Genomic DNA, 20,505 nt, shown 5'->3' with positions numbered 1-20,505 from the left:
CCGGTTTTTCGAAGGCAAAGGGAGCACCTTCGAAAAACCGGCGTCTCGACAACGCCGCGCCCTCACGTGTTGGGCGCTTTGGGCGAATTCCTAGGTTCGCGATCGGAGAGCGAGTCGGGCACTTCGTGCCCGAAATTTCGCTATAAAGACGCCCGCTGGACGCGCGCTTGCTCTGGGGCCGGAAGATCCGTGGACGGCGTAGGCGCTGTGAGCGGCGTGAGCGCCTCGGGCGGCGTGAGCGGCGGAGCGGGGTTGGGTGGCATCTGGCACGATCGCAGGCGTGTTCCCCTCCTCAAGCGATGACGACCGCCCGGCCGGACCGTCGAAGGACGCCGGCTCCTTCCCGAAGACGGCGAGCCTGGTCGGTGACGCACGCCGCGCCGCGGAGGCGGAGGAGGACGAGGAGCCGATCGAGCCGGTCGAGGTCCGCAGACTGCTGTCCCTGGCGATCGCCGGGTTCGCGGCGCTGCTGGCGATCGGCCTGATCTTCGGGGCGCAGACGTCCGGGCCGGGCAGCGCGCGCCTGCCGTACGCCACAGTGGTCCTCGGGGTGCAGCTCCTCTTCATCCTGGCCTGGACCATGGCGACCCGCCCGCCCGCGCTGCCGCTGGTCGCGACCGTGGCGGTCGGCTCGGCGCTGGCCGCGGACGCCGCCGCCGTGCTGCCCACGGTCGCCGGGGTCCTGCCGCTGATCTGGGTCGCGGTCGGCGGTGTCGCGATCGGCGTGGTCGGCCAGCTGTTCCGCGGCCAGGACCGGGCCAGGGTGCGGGAGTCGTTCGGCGCCACGCTCGTCATCGTGCTCGGCGTGGTGGCGTTGGCGACGCTTATCGTGCTGACCCGGCGGCCGGCCGGCACCCAGGCGATCGTGGTCTGCCTCGGCGCGGCCGGCGTGGCGCTTGTGGTGGCACGCGCGCTCGACTCCGTCTTCGCCTGGCCGCGGCTGGAGCCGCAGGTGCCGCGCGGCGGGCTGGGCGTGGTGCTCGGCACCATGATCGGAACGGGCGTGGCCGCGACGATCGGCAGCTACCAGGTCGGGTTCAACCCGGGCAACGCGGCGATCGTCGGACTGGTCGCGGCCGGAGCCGCCAGCCTGGTGGACCTGGCCAGCGACTACTCCGAGGCCGGGCGGCAGCTGGCCGGCGACGCGCCGACCATGTGGATCGCACGGCACATGCAGGGGCCGCTCGGCGGTTTCGCGCTCGCCGCGCCCGCCACGTACCTGATGTCTGTCATGTTCCTCACCTGAGCCCGCTGGGTATTCAGGTCCGTAGTAATTCTCGTGAGATATCAGGCGCTGGGGAGGCGACGGTGACGGTGTACGAGCAGCCGACCGAGCAGCACGAGGTCGAGCGGCCGCGACGGCGCCGGCGGGGACGCACAGTCCTCGTCGTCCTCATCGTCCTGCTGGTGATCCTCGGGGTGGCGGTCGTGATCGCGGACCGGGTGGCGCACGGCTACGCGGAGGACCGGATCGGCGCGGAGATAGACAAGCAGGTGACCGCGCAGGGCCTCAGCGCCCAGCCGGCCGAGGTCGGCGTGGGCGGCGTCCCGTTCCTCACCCAGGTGCTGGCCGGACGTTACGACGCGATTTCCGTGGTGCTTCGCGATCTCGAAGGCCCGGTGCCCGGTGCGGCCGATGTCGTCCGGATCCCCACGCTCGACATCGACGCGACAGGTGTGACCGCGCCGATCGAGACGCTGCGCACCGGCCAGGGCGAGATCGTCGCGTCGAACGTGACGGGCGTCGGCACCATCGACTACGCAAGCCTCGCCGAGCTGATCGGCCAGGAGGGCATCACGCTCGCCGAACGCGACGGCAAGCTGAACGCGACGCTGCCGGTGCAGGTGCTCGGCCAGAGCTTCGAACTGAACGGCATCGCCACCATCGCTGTGGAGAACAACGAGGTGCAGGTCCGCTTCGAGACCCTTACTGCGGAAGGGCTGCCGAACAACCCGATCGTGCAGAACCTGGTCAGCGGGTACGCGAAGCAGTTGTCCCTCAACGTGGCGCTGCCGGCGCTGCCGTTCGGCCTGAACGTCACGGAGATCACGCCGGCGTCAGGTGGCCTTCAGGTCACGGCGACGGCCAAGGACGTCCCGCTCAATCAGGCGTAGAAAGCACTCGTTCCACTCAGGGGTGGGGTCGGTCACTTCCCGCATGGTGGTCGACCCTGTCCGTGAGGTGGACCCGCTGGTAGGGTCCTTCCCATGGGCACCCTGCTCACTAAAAGGCGCGCGGTCGACCTGTGCCGCGTGGCCGCCTGCCTCTGTCCCCGCTGTCACTGACGGCGGGGTTGCCGCCACACCTACGCGCCTGCTCCGCTGAGCCGCGCGACGTGTGGCCCTCACTCGATCTCTGAGCCCGGCACCGGCGCCGTCGCACAAACCCGAGAACCCTCCATCTATAGGGTCCCGCGCGTGGTGCGACACCAACTCTCACCGGATTTTCGCGCGCTGACTCGACCCACCAAATCCTCACAAGGAGTGATTCGATGAGTCGCGACACCGCACTCGTTTCGGCTGACTGGGCCGAGAAGAACATCGACGCGCCCGGCGTCGTCTTCGTCGAGGTCGACGAGGACACCACCGCCTACGACGGCGGCCACATCGCCGGCGCGATCAAGCTGAACTGGAAGACCGACCTGCAGGACGAGGTCCGCCGCGACTTCGTCAACAAGGAGCAGTTCGAGGCGCTGCTGTCCTCGCGCGGCATCTCGAACGACGACACGGTCGTCCTCTACGGCGGCAACAACAACTGGTTCGCGGCGTACGCGTACTGGTACTTCAAGCTCTACGGCCACCGCGACGTGAAGCTTGTCGACGGCGGCCGCAAGAAGTGGGAGCTCGACGCCCGCCCGCTGGTCAAGGGCGAGGTCTCCCGCCCGGCCACCACCTACGTGGCCCAGGACCAGGACCTGACGCTCCGCGCGTTCCGCGACGAGGTCGTGGCCGCGATCGGCACGCAGAACCTTGTCGACGTGCGCTCCCCCGACGAGTACGCGGGCCGGCTGCTCGCCCCCGCGCACCTCCCGCAGGAGTCGGCGCAGCGTGGCGGCCACATCCCGACCGCGGTGAGCGTCCCGTGGAGCAAGGCGGCGAACGAGGACGGCACGTTCAAGTCCGACGAGGAGCTCGCGAAGATCTACGGCGACGCGGGTCTCGAGGACGGCAAGGACACCATCGCGTACTGCCGGATCGGCGAGCGCTCCTCGCACACCTGGTTCGTGCTGAAGGAGCTGCTCGGCCACGAGAACGTGAAGAACTACGACGGATCCTGGACCGAGTACGGCTCGCTCGTCGGCGTGCCCGTGGTCCTCGGCGACGAGCCCGGAAAGGCGTGAGCACCATGACCGCTGTCACCACAGTTACCGACGCGTCCTGCGCCGCTCCCGACCAGTCGGCCCCGCTGCCGGCCGGCATCGACCTGGCCAAGGAGACCGTAATCACCGGCGTGGTCACCTCGTCCGGCGGCGAGGCCGTGCAGGGCGCCTACGTGCGCCTGCTCGACTCGACCGGCGAGTTCACCGCCGAGGTCGTCACGTCCGCCCAGGGCCAGTTCCGCTTCTTCGCGGCGCCCGGCTCCTGGACGCTCCGTGCCCTCTCCCGCCACGGCAACGGTGACCGGACCGTCGCCGCGGACCGCGGGCTCAACGAGTTCTCGGTGACCGTCGGCGAGTAGTTCCGCCGCTTGCAGCCTCCGGGCCGGCCCGCCTCACCCGAGGCGGACCGGCCCGCGCTGTTTTGACACCATGGCGGGGTGACGCAGGCCCAGATCTCCCCGTGGTGGCGGCGCCGGTGGGTGATGCCGGCCGCGGTGACCGCGTGGGTGCTGGTGATCGCCGGGCTGGCGTACTACTCGTACCGGACGGATGACGCGACAGTGCGGGACCAGCGGTCGCTGCAACAGGCGGCGCCGGTGGCGGAGGCCGCGTTCGGCGCGGTGCTCGCGCGGGCGGCCGCCGGGCCGGGCAACGGCGGGCCACGGCCGGTGATCACGTTCGAGTCGCCGCGCATCGAGCGGAACTGCCGGGTGACAAGCGCGCGGGACGGTGCGGAGCTGACCCGGCGCGCCACCGTCTACATCGCACCGGAGGACAGCGCCGCGCTTCTCGACTGGCTGGCTGGTGACGACGCCCTGCCCGCGGGCTACCGCATCTGGCTGGGCCGGGACCGGGACTCGTTCCGGGTGGACGCGGGCGAGTTCGTCGGGCTGCGCGGCGTCGTCGAGGAGCCGGGCGTGCTTCAGGTGGTGCTGTCCACCGGCTGCCGGCCGGTCGACGGGCCGCTGCCCGAGGCCGGCGATCCCGCGCCGGATCCCGCGTCGGCAGGTCTCGCGGAGGGCGTGCTGGCCTCGCTCGGCGCGTCGGCGGCCCGGCAGAGCGTGTCGTCAGTGCCCTGCCCGGCCGGTGGCAGCCTCAGCACGACGGTCGTGGCCGGTCCGGCCGATCAGGCGCCGGCGCTCGGCGAGACGCTGGCACCGCGGGCGGCAGAGGTGCTTGTCGACGAGGACGACCGGTTCGCCTTCACCCTGAGCAGCCGGGAGGGCATCGCGGTGGAGGTGGCCGACGGCGAGGTCGAGGTCGCCGCGACCACCTCCTGCGTCTGAGTCCTACCCCGCGACGCGGATCAGGCGTGCGGACAGGTGCGGCGTGAGCGGAAGACCCTCGGCCGCCATGTCGTAGGCGTAGAGCAGCGCGCCGTCGACGATGCCGAAGAGCCGGTGCCCCGCGGTCACCTCCTTGGCGGTGGACGTGCGCACGACCAGGTCCGTCACCAGCTCAAGCTGGGTGGTGCCCTTGGTCTTGCCCAGGTACATCTCCATGATGCCGGTCGGGCTGGTCATCAGCGCCTCGACGTCGTCGGTGATGCGCTCGTTCTCCACCACCGGGCGCCACCAGCCGATCTCGCGGCCGGCCGGGCGGACCGGCTTCGCCTCCTCGTCGATGATCCACGCGCGCGACTCGAAGAAGAGGAACGGGCGGCCGTCGTGGCTGATCCGCACCTCCTGCGCGAAGTGGAAGTCGTCGCCCTCCTGCGTGGGATAGCCGCCCTGGCCGCGCCCGCGCCACACACCGACGTACGGCAGCAGGCCGAGCAGGTGCGGGTGCAGGTCCGGCCCGCTGCGCAGGTCGTGCGTCTCCTCGTACGGGTACGCGTACTCCACCGGCGCGAGCGAGGCCCACGGCGGGAGCAGCGGGTTTTCCGACGATGTATCCGGCGAGGTCACCAGCGTCCCCTTGATATGCGTACAGCGAGATAGACGAGTCCGCCCGCGAGCGCACCGAAGCCCGCCACAAGCAGGCTGACAAACCCGATCTCGGTAACCATGACCGGACCATCCTATGCTGACGGTCATGGCTCGATCTCTCGTCATCAAGGTGACCGCCGGCGCAGACTCGCCGGAGCGCTGCGCCCAGGCCTTCACGGTCGCCGCCACCGCGGTCGCCGCCGGGGTGGACGTCTCGCTCTGGCTAACCGGTGAATCAGCCTGGTTCGCGCTGCCGGGCCGCGCCGCTGAGTTCCAGCTGCCGCACTCCGCGCCGCTCCCCGACCTGCTGGACGCCGTGCTGGCCGGCGGCCGGGTGACGCTCTGCACGCAGTGCGCGGCGCGGCGGGACATCGGCGCCGGCGACGTCATCGAGGGTGTCCGGATCGCCGGCGCCGCCGTCTTCGTCGAGGAGTCACTCGCGGACGGCGCTCAAGCGCTCGTCTACTGAGCTGAGCCTCCTCTGCCTCGCGCCCGCGACCGTGCGGGAGGGCGGGCCGCGGGGAGAGCGCGGGGCGACCGCGGCACCGTATGCTCGGGCGGTGTCCGAAACGTCGCTGGCTGAGATCCTGCGGGAGCGTGGACTACGGCTGACACCGCAGCGCCAGTTGGTGCTGCAGGCTGTCCACGAGCTGAGTCACGCCACGCCGGAGCAGATCCACAACGCGGTCCGCGAGGTCGCCGCCGGGGTCAACATCACCACCGTCTACCGCACGCTCGAGCTGCTCGAAGAGCTCGGGCTGGTGCGGCACACCCATCTTTCGCACGGCTCCCCCACGTACCATCCGGCCGGGCACGACCAGCACATCCACCTCGTCTGCCGGCACTGCGGCGCGGTGAGTGAGATGGACCCCATGCTGATGGCTCCGCTGGCCGATGAGCTCGCGCGCGAGAAAGGATTCACCGTGGACGTCGGACACGTGGCCCTCTTCGGCACGTGCGCCGACTGCGGCAACGCCGACGCGGGTCCCACGGCTCACAGGGGGAAGTAATGCTTAACGTGCCGGGCGCGATCGGGATCCGGGAGCTTGACGACTCGGTGCCGGACGCGAAGGGTTTCACCGACGTCGCCGCCCACTACGGCGATCCGTCCCGGGAGCAGCGGACGCTCGACACCGAGGCCGGCATCGTGGACCGCTCGCACCGCGGCGTGCTTGCCGTGCCAGGCACCGAGCGCGCGAGCTGGCTGCACTCGATCTCCACCCAGCACCTCGCGGACCTGCGCGACGGCCAGGGCACCGAGCTGCTGATCCTGTCCCCGCACGGCCACGTCGAGCACCACGCGGGCGTCGCCGAGACCGGCGACACGGTCTGGCTGGACACCGAGCCCGCCTCCACCGCGGAGCTGCTGACGTTCCTCACCAAGATGGTCTTCATGACCCGGGTCGAGCCGCGCGACGCGACCGCCGAGTGGGCCGTGCTCTCGCTTGTCGGACCGCGGGCCGCGGAGGCGCTGGCCCGGATCGGCGTGACGGATCTGCCGTCGCCGTCCGTGCAGCCCGTCCCCGGCCCCAAGTTCCCGAGCGGAGCGCTCAAGCCCCAACCCACGAGTGGGTACGCCGTGCGCGCGCTTCCCTCCGGCGGCCTGCAGTCCGGTCCGGGGGCGGCGCCCGGGGGGTTCGTCCGGGCCGGCCGGCTCGGCTACGACCTGGTGGTGCCGCGCGAGGGCGTAGCCGCGCTGGTGACGGCGCTCGGCGTACCCCCGGCGGGTCTGTGGGCCTATGAGGCGCTGCGGGTGGCGGCCGGGCTGCCGCGGGCCGGTTTCGAGACCGACCACCGGACGCTGCCGAGCGAGGTCGGCCTGATCGAGCCCGCGGTCCACCTGGACAAGGGCTGCTACCGCGGTCAGGAGACGGTGGCGCGCGTGCACAACCTGGGCAAGCCGCCGCGCCGGATGGTGTTGCTGCACCTCGACGGCATCAGCTCGGACACGCCGCCGGCCACGCACGCGCCGGTGACGAACGAGAGCGGCAAGGAGATCGGCTTCATCGGCACCGCGGTCCGGCACCACGAGCTGGGCACGATCGCGCTGGCCGTGCTGAAGCGGAACACGCCTGACGACGCGGTGCTGCGCGTGGGCGAGGCGGCGGCCGCGATCGACCCGACAGTCAGTCTGTGAATGCCACGGGGGGAAACCGGATGGGCAACGGCACGCTGATCACTGTCGCCCCGACCGGCGCGGAGACGAGCAAACAGGACGCGCCCGCGCTGCCGGTCACGCTTGACGAGCTGCTGACCACGGCCAAGGAGTGCGCCGCGCTCGGTGCCGCGATGATCCACGTGCATATCCGGGACGAGCGGGCCGAGCCCACGCTTGACCTGGGACGGCTGCGCGAGACGGTCGCCGCGCTGCGCGCCGAGACGGATCTGATCGTGCAGCTCTCCACCGGCGGCGCGGTCACCGACCCGGAGGCCGCGCGGCGGGCCGTGCTTGAGGTCCGGCCGGAGAGCGCGTCCCTGACGATGGGCACTGTCAACTTCGGCGACGGCGTGTTCCTGAACCGCTGGGACTTCATCGTGGACCTGCACACCGGCATGCAGGAGCGTGGCATCCTGCCGGAGTACGAGATCTTCGACCTCGGCCAGCTGACCACGCTGCGCCGGCTGCTGGAGAAGCACGGGCTGCCGGCCGGCGGCCACGTCCACCTGGACCTGGTGATGGGCGTGCCGGGCGGCATGGCCGGCACCACGGAGACGGTGGCCGCGTGCCTGGCAGCGATGCGTGACCTGCCGGAGGACACGACGTTCTCCGCGACCGGCATCGGGCGCGCCACGATCCCGGTGATGCTCGCGGCGCTCTCGGCCGGTGGGCACCTGCGGGTCGGCATGGAGGACACGCTCACCTACGCGCCACACCGGCCGGTCGACTCGAACATGCAGCTGGTGGCGCGAGCGGTGGGCTTCGCTCAGCTTGCCCAACGCCCGCCCCTCCTCACCAAGGCAGCCCGCGAACTGCTCGGCCTGGATTGATCGGCCTTGATTGATCGGCGCGGATTGATCAGCCCCGCAGCGCGCCGAGGAACGACAGCACGATCCGGTTGACCTCCTCCGGGCGTTCCAGCGGGGAGAGGTGTGCCGCGTCCGGGATGTCCGGCAGGCGGTGCGCGTTCGGGATCTCAGCGGCCATCCGGTCGGCCAGCCGGCGGATGTCCGGCACGTCCGCACCACCGGCCGTGACAAGCGTCGGCGGGCGGACCTCACCGAGCCGGTAGGTAGCGACCGGGTTCAGCTGGTGCACGTCCACCTGGCCCAGTGCGGCCTCGGCGGCGAGTGCGCGCCGGTCCATCCGCCAGGCGAAGTCAAGCAGGTCCGGGTCCATGGTGGCGAGGTCCCGGCCCGGCCCGACCACCCAGAAGCGGACCTCGGCCTCGGCCATCGCGTCCACGTCGTCCGTACCGACCTGGGCGGCGAGCGCCTCCCACAGCTCGTCGACCTCCTCGGACCACTCGTGGCCGGACAGCGCGGAGCCGATCAGCGCGAGCCCGGCGACCCGGTCCGGGTACGCGAGCGCGGTGTCCACCGCGACCGCGCCGCCGAACGAGCAGCCGACAAGCACGGCACGCTGGATGCCGAGGTGGTCGAGGAGCGCGATCACGTCGTCGTGGTGGGCGAACGGCTGGCGGGTCAATGTCGACTCACCGTAGCCACGCAGGTCCAGACGGATCACCCGGTGCATCACGGAGAGCGGTCCGACCTGCTCCCGCCACATCCGCCGATCGGCGATGCCCGCGTGCAGAAGAAGCACGGCCGGGCCGGTGCCGTCGTCGTCATAGGCGAGGCTCGCCCCGGAAAGATCAAGATAAGGCACCTTGCGACAGTAGGCCGCGTCGATGCGCGCGGCAATGCGAGTTCTATCTACGTTCCGTGACGCTGATACGTGAGGGTGCTAACTCTGGCTAGCACTTTGCTTGCAATAGCTAGCAGCCGCGGTTACCGTCGATCGCATGGCACCGGCAGACCTACCGCGCGACATCGGCGGATTCATCCGCGACATGCGGCACAACGCGAAGATCTCGCTCCGGCAGCTCGCGGAGCAGGCCGGGGTCAGCAATCCCTATCTCAGCCAGATCGAGCGCGGGCTGCGCAAGCCCAGCGCGGAGGTGTTGCAGCAGCTCGCGAGCGCGCTGCGGGTCTCCACCCCGGCCATGTACCTGAAGGCCGGGCTGCTCGACGGCGAGGGCGCGGGCGTGCTTGAGGCGATCGCGGGCGACCCCGACCTGTCGATCGCACAGAAGCAATCGCTCAGCCAGATCTACGACACGTTCCGCCGTGAGAACGCGCGGGAGGCCGCGGAGGCCGCAGCTGCCGAGGCCGCAGCTGCCGAGGCCGCAGCCGCTGAGGCGGCGGTCACCGAGGCGGCGGCACAGGCCGCGGCGGCCGAAGCCGCAGTTCAGGCAGAAACCGACAAGACGGACAAGGCCGCCACGGACGGCGACGCGGCCCAGACCGCGCCCCCAGTGAAGACGGCGCGAACCACGACCACCCCCACCCCGGAGGAGACGCCATGACGAACCAGCCCGAGACCACCACCGCCCCCACCAGCACCCGCATCCCCACCCCGCTCTACGCGGTGGCCGGCGCCGGCGATCTGGCCTACCAGCAGCTGCGCAAGCTCCCCGAGGTCGTCGCTGAGCTGCGCGAGCGCGTCCCCGGCGCGGTCGCCGAACTGCGCACCCGCGCGGAGGAGCTGAACGGCCGCCGCGACGAGTTCCGCACCAAGGCCACCGAGGGCCTGAAGGCCGCCCAGGCGCAAGCGGACACGCTGCGCACCCGGGCCGCCGGGCCGGAGGGTGAGGTGGCGAAGCTGACCGAGGCCGCCAAGCGCAACGCCGCCGCGCTCGTCGCCGCCGCCCAGTCCGGCGCGCAGGTCGCGCAGGAGCGGGCGGTCAGCACGTACACCGCGCTTGTGGCGCACGGCGAGCGCGTGGTCGGCACCGGCGTGGTCCAGGCCGCGGACACCGTGAACGCGGACATGGAGGCGACCGAGGCCCCGGCCGAGGTCACCGCGACCCCGGCAGACGTGGCCACCCCAGCCGACGTTACCGCGACCCCGGCCGACGTGGCCGCGGCCACCAAGCCGGCGGCGCAGAAGGACACGACTCCGGCCGCTGAGTGACGCTGCGTGCGCGAGGCCCGTTACCCGGGCCTCGCGCACAGCTACGGCTCCCCGGCGAACGTTCTAAGCTTCAGGCATGGCCGAAGCCCCTGAGTTCTATCTGATCGTCCTCATGGTCATCAACCTGGCGATCCTCTTCCTCGCGCTCATCGTGCTGGGCGTCTCGTTCGTGCACTGCCTCACCCAGCGGGCGGACGCGTTCCCCGCCATCGGCACGCTGCCCAAGGGCGGCTGGCTCGCGATCCTCGGTCTCAGCATGGTCTTCTGCCTGCTGCTGCAGGGGCAGACCATCTTCCAGATGATCGGCATCGCGGCCGGCATGATCTACCTGCTCGACGTCCGGGTCGGGCTGCGTGACCTCTCCGACGGCAAAGGCTTCTGGTGAGGGACTTCCGCTGGCCACCGCGTCCTGACGGCGGCCCGCGCACGTACGGCCCCGGCCCCACCGCGCCGCGCAACGGCCGCCCCACGCTCCCCGAGCCGCCGACCGACATCATCACCACACCTCACGGGGTACGCCTGGAGCGCCTGACAAGCGGCGTCGGCGAGCCCGGCACGGTCTTCGCACACGGGCTGGCCGGCAGCATCGCCGCGACCCGGCCACTGGGCAGCGCGGTCACCGGCCGCCGCGTCTTCTTCCAGTTCCGCGGGCACGGCCGCTCGGAGGCGCCGGCCGGCCTGTGGGACTACGCCGACCTCGCCCGCGATCTCCGCGCCGTCGCCGACCTGTCCGACGTCACCCGCGCACTCGGCGTCAGCATGGGCGCGGCCGCGCTGGCCCGGCTGCTCGCGGAAAGCCCGGAACGCTTCGAGCGGGTGATCTTCTTCCTGCCGATCCCACTCGGCGAGCCGCGCGGCGACGCACTCCGCGAGCGGATCGAGACCCTGATCGCGATCATGGAGGACGGTGACCTCGGCGCAATCGCTGCCGCGGTCTCCGACGAACTGCCGGCCTCGGTACGGAACACGCCGGCCGGCTGGGGCTACCTGCGTCAGCGCGTGGAGCAACTCTCCCGGGACGGCCTCGCCGCGGACCTCGCCGGCCTTGCCGAGGCGACGCCGGTGCCGGACCTGTCCGCGCTCACCGCGGTGACCGCCCGCGCACTGATCATCGGCGCGCGAAACGACGAACTGCACCCGGTAGAGGCGGCCGAGGAACTGGCCGGGCTGCTCCCGCACGCAGAACTGCACATCTACGACCGTCCCGGCCCGGTCTTCACCCACCGCGCCGACCTCCGCGACCGAATCTCCACCTTCCTGAACTGAGTTGTGCTCTGCTTCTGGTCGTCGCTTCGCTCCTCCGGGCTCGACGCCACGGCCTGCGGACGGCGGTGTCAGGCAGACGAAAAGCGTGTCTGACTGACACCGACGTTCCTCGGTCGTCCGCGCCTCACGTGGGCGGTACAGAAACGCGACGGTCAGGAGAAACTGCAGACGAAGATCGGTGGGCGCGCTGCGTGTCTGTCTGACACGGACTTCTTCGGTCGACCGCGCCTGTTCGAGAAACGTGCAGACGAAGAGCGGCGGGTGGGGTGAGCGGCTTGTGTGAACGACACCGGTGCTTCTTGGTCGACCGCGTCTCGCACGGGGTGGCGGGTGCTTAGGCGCGGGACTGGGGGTGGCTTGGGGGCGGGGCGGTTTCGGGTGGGGAAACTGCGTAACCTTTACGTCCTGTTTCACGGTGATTTGGTGTGAAGCTGTCGCCGAGGGTTGTGTTCCTTGCCATCGTGGTCTGTGGGCTGCCGTCCGCCATCCACGTCGGCTGGCGCCTGGGCGGCCATTCCTCGCCGCTCGGGCCGGCTGGAGTCGGGCTCTTCGGTGAGGCGCCGGCGGGGAGTCCGCCGCCGGGTGCGGTCGCGAGTTTGGGGACTGCGCCGCCGGGGGCCGCGCCGCAGACCGGCGTCGCGGCCGGGAGCGGGGTGGCGACGCCGGCGTCGGGTGCGCCTGCGCGGATCGTGCCGCCGGTGGGGACGCCGCTGCCGGTGCCGCCGTCCGCGAGCGGTGCCTCCTGGTCACCGAGCGGGCCGACGGTGCCGACCGGGGCGGGTACCGTCGTCCCGCCGACACCGACGCCGGCCTGGACGCCGACCATGCCGGCTCAGTCCGGGACCGGTGAGCCGGAGGCCACGTTCTCGCCGGAGCTGCCGGGGTGGCCGCAGTGGCCGGGCTGGCCGCCTACCGAGCAGATGCCGTCCCCGGAGAGCACCACGGCGGAGAGCGCGTGGGAGGAGATCCCGGAGGACTTCCCGGAGGAGCCTGCGGAGGAGCGCCCGCATTGGAGGGAAGAGCCCTCGGAGCGGTGACTGCAGAGTCCTCGGCCGGTAACGGCAGACGCGGCCTGGAAAGCGCAGACGCGGCCCGGTGACCGCACACGCGGGCCGGTAACCGCACACGCGGCCCGGCAACCACACACGCGGGCCGGCAACCACACACGCGGCCCGGCAACCGCACACGCGGGCCGGTAACTGCAGAGCGCGTGGCGGTGACCGCGCACTCGCGAGCCGGCGACTGGGGAGCGCTTGGGGCGGGGACGTGGAAGCCGGGAGGCGGGCGTGGCGGAGTGGGCTTAGGCTTTCGGACCGTGACGCATCCGCAGCCGTTCGAGCCCGACGCCCGGCCCCCGATCACCGCGCGCCCCGCCGCCGCACCTGCCGGCGGCGCCTTCCAGGAGTTCCTTGCCGGGTTCCGGCTGCTGGTGCGGGGCCTCGGCCTCTATGTCAGCAACCCGCGCCTGATGCTGCTCGGGCTGATTCCCGCGCTCATCTCCGGCGTGCTGTACCTGGCCGCGTTCGGCACGCTCTTCTACTTCATCTCGGACATCGCGGCGGCGATCACGCCGTTCGCGGACAGGTGGGACGAAGGGCTTCAGGAGGTCGTCCGGCTGGCTGTGGCCGCGGCGGTGCTGGGGCTGTTCGTGCTTGTCGGCATGCTCACGTTCACGGCGATCACGCTTGTCATCGGCGACCCGTTCTACGAGAAGATCTCGGAGACAGTGGAGAACCGCTACGGCGGCGTGCCCAACGAGATCGACCTGCCCTGGCACAAATCGATCCGGCTCAGCCTGGCGGACTCGATCCGCCTGATCGGCCTGACCGTGCTCTGCGGCATCCCGCTGTTCGTGCTCGGTTTCATCCCGGTGGTCGGCCAGACCGTGGTGCCGGTCATCGCCGGCCTGGTCGGCGGCTGGTTCCTCGCGGTCGAGCTGAGCGGCTTCCCGTTCTACCGCCGCGGCCTGCGCCTGGCCGACCGCCGCCGGGTGCTGCGCGCGCACCGGCCGGCCGCGCTCGGCTTCGGCGTCGGCGTGTTCGTCTGCTTCCTGATCCCGCTGGGGGCCGTTCTGGTCACCCCGGCCGCGGTCGCGGGTGCGGCGCTGCTCTCCCGCCGCGCGCTCGGCTTCCCGATCGAGCACCAGGGCCGGCGCTGAGGCGGCGGTTCACAAACGGACGGTCCCGGGGCGGATCGGGCGCGCGCACCCGGCCCCAGGCGGCCCCGGCGTGGTTTTCCGGGACCAGCGGCGGGGCTGGAGCCCGCGGGAGCATGCGGGCCGGACCACCGCGGGAGCGGGAAAATCCGGTTCTGAGTTGTGGTGGGGTCAGATCTCGATGGTGAGGTGGCCGTCGACCGCGCGTGGGATGACCGGCGTGGCGGGGTCGCGTGTGGTGGCGGCGGTCAGCGCGCCGGTCAGGGTGCCGGCGGCGGCCAGCTGGCGGAGCGTGACGGCGGTCGGTGGGAGGAGCGTCCACTCGCCGGTGGCCTGGCGGTTCAGCGCGGCCTCGGGAGTCATCCAGGCCGCGTCGTCCGACTCGGTGGTCAGCGCCCGCGGGTCCGCGCCGGGTGGGAGCGGGGCCAGGTAGAAGTAGGTGTCGAAGCGGCGGGGCTCGAACTCCGGCGTGATCCAGCGGGCCCATGGGGTCAGCGCGGCCGGGTCGAGCAGCACGCCGGACTCCTCGGCCACCTCGCGGACCGCGGCCTCCGGGGGTGTCTCGCCGGGATCGGCGCTGCCGCCGGGGAAGGCCCAGACGCCGCCGAACACGAGCGCGGAGGAGCGGCGCATCAGGTACACCTGGAACGGCTCTCTGATCAGGACGACGGTGGCGGCGACGCGGGGCACGGCCGGGACCTCGCCGGAGTCGGCGAAACGGCGCATGCGGTCGGCCATCGGCGCGGGGAGGGGCCACAGCTCAGCCATTCCGCGACCCTAACCCGCCGTGGGCTCGGATAGCGTGCAGGGCATGACTGATCGACCCGTCCGCTGGGGGATCCTGGCCACCGGCGGCATCGCCGACGCCTTCGTCTCCGACCTGAAACTGATGCCGGACGCGGAGGTCGTGGCCGTCGGGTCGCGGTCGCTGGAGTCCGCGCAGGCGTTCGCCGGCAAGCATGGCATCGCGCGCGCTCACGGGACGTGGGCCGAGCTGGCCGCGGACCCGGACCTCGACGTGATCTACGTGGCCACGCCGCACTCCGCCCACTTCGACGCGACCATGGCCTGCCTGGATGCGGGTAAGGCGGTGCTCTGCGAGAAGCCGTTCACGCTTGACCAGGCGCGCGCCCGGCAGATGATCGAGCTGGCCCGGGAGCGGAACGTGCTGCTCATGGAGGCGATGTGGACGCGCCTCAACCCGGTGGTGCGCACGGCCGTGCAGCTGGTCGCGGACGGCGCGATCGGCGAGGTGACCACTGTGGCGTCGGACTTCGGCATTTCCGGCACGTTCCCACCGGAGCACCGGATGCGGGCGCGGAAGCTTGGTGGCGGCGCGCTGCTTGACCTGGGCGTCTACCCGGTGACGATCGCGCACCTGTTCCTCGGCATGCCTGACCACGTGCGTGCCTGGGCGAAGATCGGCCCCGAGGGCACCGACGAGAACACCGCGATCATCTTCGGGTACGACCGGGGCGCCGTCGCCACGCTCACCTGCGGCATCCTCGGCGGCACGCCGAACAGCGCGGTGATCAGCGGCAGCGCGGGCCGGATCACGCTTCACGACCCGGCGTTCGTGCCGCGGGCGCTGACGCTGCACCGGGACGGCGCCGAGCCGGAGGTGATCGCGGAGGAGTTCGTGGGCCGCGGCTACCACTTCGAGGCCGCGGAGATCCACCGCTGCCTGCGCGCGGGCCTGACCGAGAGCCCCGCGGTGCCGCACGCGCTCACGCTGGACATCATGGGTCTGCTTGACGACGTGCGCGCCCAGATCGGCGTGTCCTACGACTGACGGCGTGGAGTGGGCGGGCCCGGGGCCCGCCCACTGCTCAGCCGAAGATCGGCGCGACCACGAAGTAGGTCAGGCACGCGATGAGCGCGGCGGCCGGGAACGTGGTCACCCAGGCGATGATGATGTTGCCGGCCACGTTCCAGCGGACCGCGGAGAGGCGCTTGGTCGCGCCCACGCCCATGATGGCGCTGGTGATGGTGTGCGTGGTGGAGATCGGCGCGTGAAGCACAAGCGCGTTGAAGTAGAGCACGCTGCTGGCCACGGCCTCGGCCGCGAAGCCCTCCGGCGGGCGCAGGTCGATGATCTTGCGACCGAGCGTCCTTATGATCCGCCAGCCGCCCGCGTAGGTGCCGGCCGCGAGCATCGCCGCGGACGTCCAGAACACCCACTCCGGGATGTCGGTCTTGTTCTCCGCGAAGCCGCCGGTGTAGAGCGCGAGCACGATGATGCCCATGGTCTTCGCCGCGTCCTGCATGCCGTGGCCGACCGACATCGCGGCGGCGGACGCGGTCTGCGCCCAGCGGAAGCCGCGGTTGAGCCGCCCCGGCTGCCCGTTCCTGAAGAGCCACAGGAGCCCGATCATCACCACGAAGCCGAGTGCGGCGCCGACCACCGGCGACACGACCATCGGGATGAGCACCTTCTCGACGATGTTGCTCCACTGCACGGCGCCGCCGGTGGCGAACAGCGTGGCGCCGACCAGGCCGCCGAAGAGCGCGTGCGAGGACGACGAGGGCAGCCCGAAGTACCAGGTGATCAGGTTCCAGGCGATCGCGCCGACCACTGCCGCGAAGAGCACGCCGAGGCTTGCCACGCCGGTGGGCAGGTGGACCAGGCCGTCGCCGACCGTCTTTGCGACGCCCGCGCCGAAGTGGGCGCCGATGAAGTTGCCGACCGCGGCCATCGCCAGCGCGGCACGCGGCGTCAGCGCCCGGGTGGAGACGCTTGTGGCGATCGCGTTCGCCGCGTCGTGGAAGCCGTTGGTGTAGTCGAACACCATCGCCACCCCGATCACGGCGATGACCGCGATGAGCTCGGCGCTCATGACTCCTTGACCGCGATCGTCTCGACGGTGTTCGCCACGTGCTCGAACGCGTCGCAGGCGGCCTCCAGCTCGTCCGCGACCTCCTTGAGCTTGAGCACTGTCAGCGCGTCGTACTCACCGGAGAAGAGCCGGACGAGGAGCATGCGGTACGCCCGGTCGCCGTCGTTCTCCAGCCGGTTGCACTCGATCCAGTACTCCTCGAGGTCTTTCATGGCCTTCAGCCGCGGCATCGCGTCCGCGGTCAGCTTCGCCTGCTGGTCGAGGACGTTTACCAGCTCGTGCAGCTCGCGCGGGAGCGCCGGCAGCTTGGTGAGGCCGTAGAGGTAGAGCAGGTTGCCGACCGCCTCGAGGTGGTCCATCACGTCGTCCAGCTGTGACCCGAGCTGGTAGATGTCCTCGCGGTCGAACGGCGTCACGAACGTAGAGTTGATCTTCTTGTACAGCTCGTGGGTGATCGCGTCGCTGTCGTGCTCGATGTCGGTCAGCCGCTCGCTGACCGACTGCACGTCGACTCCCGGCAGGGCCAGCTCGTTCAGCAGGGCCGTGCCGAGAACGAGGTTCTGCGCCGCCTTGGTGAAAAGCTCGTAGAAGACGCCCTCGACGGGACGGAAGGAAAACTTCACGGAGTGGACCTCGCTGCGTCTGGCCGATGTCCTGCGGCCTGGGTGTGTTAACGCCGCAGGACGTTGATCCTGCGCAGGTGATGCTAAGGAACGCCGCGCGAAGGTAAACCCCCGGCTACCACATGCATCACGTCATTCAAGTGCCGTTCACCATCTATTAACTTTCATCGCTTCATGATCGAACCCTGGGTGACGTTTCAAACACATTTCGTAGACTACGGCGTTCGCGCCACAGCCACCGGCCGTCTGGGCTGCCGGGCCGTGCGCAGGTACCGGGCGAGCGCGGCGAGATCCATGTCACCGATCAGGTCCACACCTGCCGCCGCCAGCTCCGCCCAGCACGTCGCACGGATCCGCCGGGTCCGGTGCGGCACGCCGAAGAGCCGCACCCGCCGGCCGTCCGCATGCGCCGCCCGGACCAGGTCGTGCAGCAGGTACCGCTCCTCCGCCGGGATCGGCTCCTCACCGTCCCACCCGAACCGCCAGGACCAGTGCTCGCTCACCATCGGTACCAGCGCGGCCGGCGCCTCCTCCCGGCCCACGTCGTCGAACGTGCCGTCCGCGAAGAGATGCCGGCCCGGATCCGCGGCCAGCACCTCGCGCGCCTCGGGGGTGCCGGAGACCAGCACGGTGACCGCGCCGGGCACCACCCGGCCGCCGACACAGCGGGTGATCAGACCGGCATGCGGCGCCACCTCCTCGTGCAGCAGACCCAGAAGATCCCGCACGGGTACGCCCCGGGGCGGCTCCAGCACCAGCCCGAACGGTGGCATCGGGCCGTGGTGCACCCGCCCGCCCCGGCGCCGCGCACGGTCAAGCAGCGGCCGGAGCACAACCCTGGCGAACGGGCGGCCGCGTACCAGCGGCCGGCCGTCCGCACCCAGCTCCACCGGGATGGACGCGCTGCCGTACCCCCGGCGCAGCGCCTCGGCGAGCGGGTCGCGCCGGTCCGGGTCGAGCAGCGCGTGGCTGCCCGGCAGGTAGGGGCGGGGACGGCGGAGCATCGCCAGCCCGATCGCTGCGGCACCCCCCGTGCCCGCCAGGCCGACCAGCCCGCTGGCTACCGTCGACACGCTTCCCGTCATAGGTATAAATAGTACGAAAGCCTCGAATTACCGCGTCTGGTTTCCCCGCTCCCGGGTGACAAAATGGACCGGTAGATGTCTATGGGGAGGCTGCTCGTGACGGATCCCGCCACCCGGTTCGAGGCCGAGCGAGCCCACCTGACCACTGTCGCCTACCGCATGCTCGGCAGCCGGGCCGAGGCTGAGGACGCGGTGCAGGAGGCCTGGCTGCGGTACGCGGGCGCCGCCGGCCGGGACGACATCCGGGACCTGCGCGGCTGGCTGACCACCACCACCGGCCGCCTCTGCCTCGACGTGCTGCGGTCCGCCCGGGTGCGCCGGGAGGCGTACGTGGGTCCGTGGCTGCCCGAGCCGATCGTCGAGCGGCTGCCCACAGGCGACACCGACCCGGCCGAGCGCGCGGCCCGCACCGACCAGATCGGCATCGCGCTGCTGGTCGTGATGGAACGGCTCACCCCCGAGCAGCGGGTGGCGTTTGTGCTTCACGACATGTTCGCGGTGCCGTTCGACGAGATCGCAGGCACGCTCGGCGTCTCCCTGACCGCGGCCCGGCAGCTCGCGTCCCGGGCCCGGCGCGCGGTCACGGACGGCGGGCCCAAACACACCGCCGGCCTGGCCGAGCAGCGCCGCGTGGTGGCGGCGTTCCTGGCCGCGGCCGAGCGCGGCGACCTGCCGGGCCTGATCGCGGCGCTCGACCCGGACGGCGTGGCGATCAGCGACGGCGGCGGGCACGTCACCGCGAGTCGCCACCCGGTCCTCGGCGCGGAGAAGGTGGCCCGGCTCGTGGCCGGGCTCTGGGGCCGCCGGGACACCAGGCTCGACGGGCTGCGAATGGAACCCGTGCTTGTCAACGGCGATGCCGGGCTGCTGATCGAGGGGGCCTGGCCGGACGGGCGGCCGTACCGCCAGGTTGCGTCGTTCGCGGTCACCGAGGGGCGGATCACCGGACTGTTCAGCCAGCTCAACCCGGAGAAGCTGGCCCGCCTCTGACGAACAGAGGCGGGCCTGCCCTCAGACCGGCAGCTTCTCGCTTGAGCGCCACGCGGCGCCGAGCGAGGTCTTGCCGTTCGTCCGCAGCAGCGAACCCTCGTAGAGCCGCGCGGCGACGACGAGCATCGCGGCCGCGGCCAGCACCAGCACGGCAAGCGAGACGAACGGCTCCCACCCGGCGGCGTCCCCGGTGAATAACCGCACCGGCATCGCGATCGGCGCGGAGAACGGGACGTACGACATGATCGTCATCGCCAGCGGGTTGTCGCTCAGGAAGATCGTGCCGAAGAACGGCAGCATGATGACCACCTGCACCGGCGAGGAGGCGCTGTTGATGTCCTCCTGGCGGCTGACCAGCGCGCCGGTCACCGCCCACATCGCGGCCAGCAGCACGAACCCGACCACGAAGAACGGCAGGAACCAGGCGATCGCGGGGGCCAGCAGGTTCAGCAGGCTCACGCCGTTCTCGCCCTCGCTTCCGGAGAACCGCATGCCCGCGATGGCCACCAGCGCGAGCAGCCCGATCTGGCCGAACGCGAGCAGCGCCCCGGCAAGCACCTTGCCGGCAAGCAGCACCCGTGGCGGCACGCTCGACACCAGGATCTCCACGATCCGGGTCTGCTTCTCCTCGGTGACGCTCTGCGCGATCTGCAGGCCGAACATCAACGACGTGAAGAAGAAGACCATCGCGAAGAGGTACGGCACCAGGAACGCCAGTCCCGGGTTGACCTTGCCCGGGTCGAGCAGGCGGACCTCAGGCGCGTCGCTGAGCGCGGACACCACGTCGCTCGGCTCGTCGTCGAGCGCCAGGACCACGCCGCCGACCACTGCCGAGTCGACGTCACCGTCGCGGACCAGGCGCTCCGCCTCGGCCGCGTCGGCGACCTCACGCACCTCCAGGCCGGCGGCGGTGAGCTGCTCGGTGGGTGTGCCGGCGACGACCGCCACGCTTGCCGACCCGCCGCCGATCAGCGACGGCACGACCGTGCCGAGGATCGCGAAGACGAGCAGGAAACCCGTACTGATGAGGAACGTCTTGTCCCTGATCTTGACCTTGAGTTCGCGGCCGGTGACGAGCTTGGTCGCCTCCCAGTTGGACAGCTGACGGGCACTCATGCCGGGCTCCCTGCGATGTCGCGGTTTCGTCGTGGTCGGCGCTGAGCCGAT

General features: G+C 71.2%; 26 protein-coding genes. 18 read left to right on the top strand and 8 right to left on the bottom strand.

Annotation, left to right across the window (positions count from 1 at the left end):
- Window positions 1-256: 256 nt before the first annotated feature.
- From ACIA8K_RS12300 to ACIA8K_RS12275, 6 genes are all read left to right on the top strand, one after another.
- The gene (locus ACIA8K_RS12300) at window positions 257-1,246 is read left to right on the top strand and encodes a hypothetical protein (protein ID WP_396057879.1); all 990 of its coding nucleotides are present in this window, start codon (window positions 257-259) and stop codon (window positions 1,244-1,246) included.
- 62 nt (window positions 1,247-1,308) lie between these two features.
- Complete coding sequence (locus ACIA8K_RS12295; RefSeq protein ID WP_396057877.1) at window positions 1,309-2,115, top strand: DUF2993 domain-containing protein; 807 nt, start codon at window positions 1,309-1,311, stop codon at window positions 2,113-2,115.
- A 93-nt stretch (window positions 2,116-2,208) separates the two neighbouring features.
- Window positions 2,209-2,286, top strand: a complete 78-nt coding sequence (locus ACIA8K_RS12290) for an Ms5788A family Cys-rich leader peptide (RefSeq protein ID WP_332309679.1) — start codon at window positions 2,209-2,211, stop codon at window positions 2,284-2,286.
- Window positions 2,287-2,492: 206 nt separating this feature from the next.
- A complete protein-coding gene (locus ACIA8K_RS12285; protein WP_396057874.1) occupies window positions 2,493-3,341 on the top strand; it encodes a sulfurtransferase in 849 nt (282 codons plus the stop codon).
- A gap of 5 nt (window positions 3,342-3,346) precedes the next feature.
- The gene (locus ACIA8K_RS12280) at window positions 3,347-3,679 is read left to right on the top strand and encodes a DUF1416 domain-containing protein (protein WP_396058521.1); all 333 of its coding nucleotides are present in this window, start codon (window positions 3,347-3,349) and stop codon (window positions 3,677-3,679) included.
- A gap of 78 nt (window positions 3,680-3,757) precedes the next feature.
- Window positions 3,758-4,606 (top strand): hypothetical protein, encoded by an 849-nt coding sequence (locus tag ACIA8K_RS12275; protein ID WP_396057872.1) that lies wholly within the window; start codon window positions 3,758-3,760, stop codon window positions 4,604-4,606.
- A gap of 3 nt (window positions 4,607-4,609) precedes the next feature.
- On the opposite strand, the gene ACIA8K_RS12270 is transcribed toward ACIA8K_RS12275, so the two are convergent.
- The gene (locus ACIA8K_RS12270; RefSeq protein WP_396057870.1) at window positions 4,610-5,227 is read right to left on the bottom strand and encodes an FABP family protein; all 618 of its coding nucleotides are present in this window, start codon (window positions 5,225-5,227) and stop codon (window positions 4,610-4,612) included.
- Window positions 5,224-5,328: a small membrane protein MtfM gene (gene mtfM / locus ACIA8K_RS12265; RefSeq protein ID WP_269746704.1), complete on the bottom strand. Its 105-nt coding sequence runs from the start codon at window positions 5,326-5,328 to the stop codon at window positions 5,224-5,226. The genes ACIA8K_RS12270 and mtfM overlap by 4 nt, the downstream gene beginning before the upstream one ends.
- Before the next feature lie 14 nt (window positions 5,329-5,342).
- On the opposite strand from mtfM, the gene ACIA8K_RS12260 reads away from it, so the two are divergent.
- From ACIA8K_RS12260 to ACIA8K_RS12245, 4 genes are all read left to right on the top strand, one after another.
- Window positions 5,343-5,717, top strand: coding sequence for a DsrE family protein (locus tag ACIA8K_RS12260; protein WP_396057868.1), 375 nt, complete (start codon window positions 5,343-5,345; stop codon window positions 5,715-5,717).
- 91 nt (window positions 5,718-5,808) lie between these two features.
- Entirely contained in the window at window positions 5,809-6,258 is a 450-nt protein-coding gene (locus ACIA8K_RS12255) for a Fur family transcriptional regulator (RefSeq protein WP_396057866.1), read from the top strand.
- A complete protein-coding gene (locus ACIA8K_RS12250) occupies window positions 6,258-7,385 on the top strand; it encodes a YgfZ/GcvT domain-containing protein (RefSeq protein WP_396057864.1) in 1,128 nt (375 codons plus the stop codon). Before ACIA8K_RS12255 ends, ACIA8K_RS12250 begins: the two co-directional genes overlap by 1 nt.
- Before the next feature lie 20 nt (window positions 7,386-7,405).
- Window positions 7,406-8,236 carry a 3-keto-5-aminohexanoate cleavage protein gene (locus tag ACIA8K_RS12245; RefSeq protein WP_396058519.1) on the top strand — a complete coding sequence of 277 codons (831 nt, stop codon included), beginning with the start codon at window positions 7,406-7,408 and terminating at the stop codon, window positions 8,234-8,236.
- Window positions 8,237-8,264: 28 nt separating this feature from the next.
- On the opposite strand, the gene ACIA8K_RS12240 is transcribed toward ACIA8K_RS12245, so the two are convergent.
- Window positions 8,265-9,074: an alpha/beta fold hydrolase gene (locus ACIA8K_RS12240; RefSeq protein ID WP_396057862.1), complete on the bottom strand. Its 810-nt coding sequence runs from the start codon at window positions 9,072-9,074 to the stop codon at window positions 8,265-8,267.
- A 136-nt stretch (window positions 9,075-9,210) separates the two neighbouring features.
- Here ACIA8K_RS12240 and ACIA8K_RS12235 point away from each other — a divergent pair, with 136 nt between their 5' ends.
- The 6 genes from ACIA8K_RS12235 (at window position 9,211) to ACIA8K_RS12210 (ending at window position 13,806) form a co-directional block, all read left to right on the top strand.
- Window positions 9,211-9,774 (top strand): helix-turn-helix domain-containing protein, encoded by a 564-nt coding sequence (locus tag ACIA8K_RS12235; RefSeq protein ID WP_396057860.1) that lies wholly within the window; start codon window positions 9,211-9,213, stop codon window positions 9,772-9,774.
- Window positions 9,771-10,382 (top strand): hypothetical protein, encoded by a 612-nt coding sequence (locus tag ACIA8K_RS12230; protein ID WP_396057858.1) that lies wholly within the window; start codon window positions 9,771-9,773, stop codon window positions 10,380-10,382. The genes ACIA8K_RS12235 and ACIA8K_RS12230 overlap by 4 nt, the downstream gene beginning before the upstream one ends.
- Window positions 10,383-10,458: 76 nt before the next feature.
- Window positions 10,459-10,767 (top strand): DUF2516 family protein, encoded by a 309-nt coding sequence (locus ACIA8K_RS12225; protein WP_396057856.1) that lies wholly within the window; start codon window positions 10,459-10,461, stop codon window positions 10,765-10,767.
- A complete protein-coding gene (locus ACIA8K_RS12220; RefSeq protein ID WP_396057854.1) occupies window positions 10,764-11,648 on the top strand; it encodes an alpha/beta fold hydrolase in 885 nt (294 codons plus the stop codon). The genes ACIA8K_RS12225 and ACIA8K_RS12220 overlap by 4 nt, the downstream gene beginning before the upstream one ends.
- Window positions 11,649-12,073: 425 nt before the next feature.
- Window positions 12,074-12,685 carry a hypothetical protein gene (locus ACIA8K_RS12215; RefSeq protein ID WP_396057852.1) on the top strand — a complete coding sequence of 204 codons (612 nt, stop codon included), beginning with the start codon at window positions 12,074-12,076 and terminating at the stop codon, window positions 12,683-12,685.
- Between the two features lie 320 nt (window positions 12,686-13,005).
- Window positions 13,006-13,806 carry an EI24 domain-containing protein gene (locus tag ACIA8K_RS12210; protein WP_396058517.1) on the top strand — a complete coding sequence of 267 codons (801 nt, stop codon included), beginning with the start codon at window positions 13,006-13,008 and terminating at the stop codon, window positions 13,804-13,806.
- A 168-nt stretch (window positions 13,807-13,974) separates the two neighbouring features.
- Here the strand turns inward: ACIA8K_RS12210 and ACIA8K_RS12205 are convergent, their stop codons facing one another.
- Window positions 13,975-14,571, bottom strand: coding sequence for an NUDIX hydrolase (locus ACIA8K_RS12205; RefSeq protein WP_396057850.1), 597 nt, complete (start codon window positions 14,569-14,571; stop codon window positions 13,975-13,977).
- Window positions 14,572-14,614: 43 nt separating this feature from the next.
- Here ACIA8K_RS12205 and ACIA8K_RS12200 point away from each other — a divergent pair, with 43 nt between their 5' ends.
- Window positions 14,615-15,595 (top strand): Gfo/Idh/MocA family protein, encoded by a 981-nt coding sequence (locus ACIA8K_RS12200; protein WP_396057848.1) that lies wholly within the window; start codon window positions 14,615-14,617, stop codon window positions 15,593-15,595.
- A gap of 37 nt (window positions 15,596-15,632) precedes the next feature.
- On the opposite strand, the gene ACIA8K_RS12195 is transcribed toward ACIA8K_RS12200, so the two are convergent.
- The 3 genes from ACIA8K_RS12195 to ACIA8K_RS12185 form a co-directional block, all read right to left on the bottom strand.
- Window positions 15,633-16,640, bottom strand: coding sequence for an anion permease (locus ACIA8K_RS12195; RefSeq protein ID WP_396057846.1), 1,008 nt, complete (start codon window positions 16,638-16,640; stop codon window positions 15,633-15,635).
- Entirely contained in the window at window positions 16,637-17,263 is a 627-nt protein-coding gene (locus tag ACIA8K_RS12190) for a DUF47 domain-containing protein (RefSeq protein WP_396057844.1), read from the bottom strand. Before ACIA8K_RS12190 ends, ACIA8K_RS12195 begins: the two co-directional genes overlap by 4 nt.
- 215 nt (window positions 17,264-17,478) lie before the next feature.
- Window positions 17,479-18,348, bottom strand: a complete 870-nt coding sequence (locus ACIA8K_RS12185) for a hypothetical protein (RefSeq protein WP_396057842.1) — start codon at window positions 18,346-18,348, stop codon at window positions 17,479-17,481.
- Between the two features lie 96 nt (window positions 18,349-18,444).
- Here ACIA8K_RS12185 and sigJ point away from each other — a divergent pair, with 96 nt between their 5' ends.
- A complete protein-coding gene (sigJ, locus tag ACIA8K_RS12180; RefSeq protein ID WP_396057840.1) occupies window positions 18,445-19,338 on the top strand; it encodes an RNA polymerase sigma factor SigJ in 894 nt (297 codons plus the stop codon).
- A 21-nt stretch (window positions 19,339-19,359) separates the two neighbouring features.
- Here sigJ and ACIA8K_RS12175 read toward each other — a convergent pair whose 3' ends face one another.
- Entirely contained in the window at window positions 19,360-20,439 is a 1,080-nt protein-coding gene (locus ACIA8K_RS12175; protein ID WP_396058515.1) for an ABC transporter permease, read from the bottom strand.
- Window positions 20,440-20,505 lie beyond the last annotated feature (66 nt).

Source organism: Catenuloplanes sp. NPDC051500 (genome assembly GCF_044454585.1).
GTDB lineage: Bacteria > Actinomycetota > Actinomycetes > Mycobacteriales > Micromonosporaceae > Catenuloplanes.
This window is presented reverse-complemented; position numbering and strand designations above follow the sequence as displayed.

Coding starts and splice junctions, on each gene's coding strand:
- ACIA8K_RS12235 (WP_396057860.1), top strand. CDS start 9,211: ATGGCACCGGCAGACCTACCGCGCGACATCGGCGGATTCATCCGCGAC.
- ACIA8K_RS12285 (WP_396057874.1), top strand. CDS start 2,493: ATGAGTCGCGACACCGCACTCGTTTCGGCTGACTGGGCCGAGAAGAAC.
- ACIA8K_RS12230 (WP_396057858.1), top strand. CDS start 9,771: ATGACGAACCAGCCCGAGACCACCACCGCCCCCACCAGCACCCGCATC.
- ACIA8K_RS12195 (WP_396057846.1), bottom strand. CDS start 16,640: ATGAGCGCCGAGCTCATCGCGGTCATCGCCGTGATCGGGGTGGCGATG.
- ACIA8K_RS12200 (WP_396057848.1), top strand. CDS start 14,615: ATGACTGATCGACCCGTCCGCTGGGGGATCCTGGCCACCGGCGGCATC.
- ACIA8K_RS12260 (WP_396057868.1), top strand. CDS start 5,343: ATGCTGACGGTCATGGCTCGATCTCTCGTCATCAAGGTGACCGCCGGC.
- ACIA8K_RS12225 (WP_396057856.1), top strand. CDS start 10,459: ATGGCCGAAGCCCCTGAGTTCTATCTGATCGTCCTCATGGTCATCAAC.
- mtfM (WP_269746704.1), bottom strand. CDS start 5,328: ATGGTTACCGAGATCGGGTTTGTCAGCCTGCTTGTGGCGGGCTTCGGT.
- ACIA8K_RS12205 (WP_396057850.1), bottom strand. CDS start 14,571: ATGGCTGAGCTGTGGCCCCTCCCCGCGCCGATGGCCGACCGCATGCGC.
- ACIA8K_RS12185 (WP_396057842.1), bottom strand. CDS start 18,348: ATGACGGGAAGCGTGTCGACGGTAGCCAGCGGGCTGGTCGGCCTGGCG.
- ACIA8K_RS12250 (WP_396057864.1), top strand. CDS start 6,258: ATGCTTAACGTGCCGGGCGCGATCGGGATCCGGGAGCTTGACGACTCG.
- ACIA8K_RS12245 (WP_396058519.1), top strand. CDS start 7,406: ATGGGCAACGGCACGCTGATCACTGTCGCCCCGACCGGCGCGGAGACG.
- ACIA8K_RS12290 (WP_332309679.1), top strand. CDS start 2,209: ATGGGCACCCTGCTCACTAAAAGGCGCGCGGTCGACCTGTGCCGCGTG.
- ACIA8K_RS12280 (WP_396058521.1), top strand. CDS start 3,347: ATGACCGCTGTCACCACAGTTACCGACGCGTCCTGCGCCGCTCCCGAC.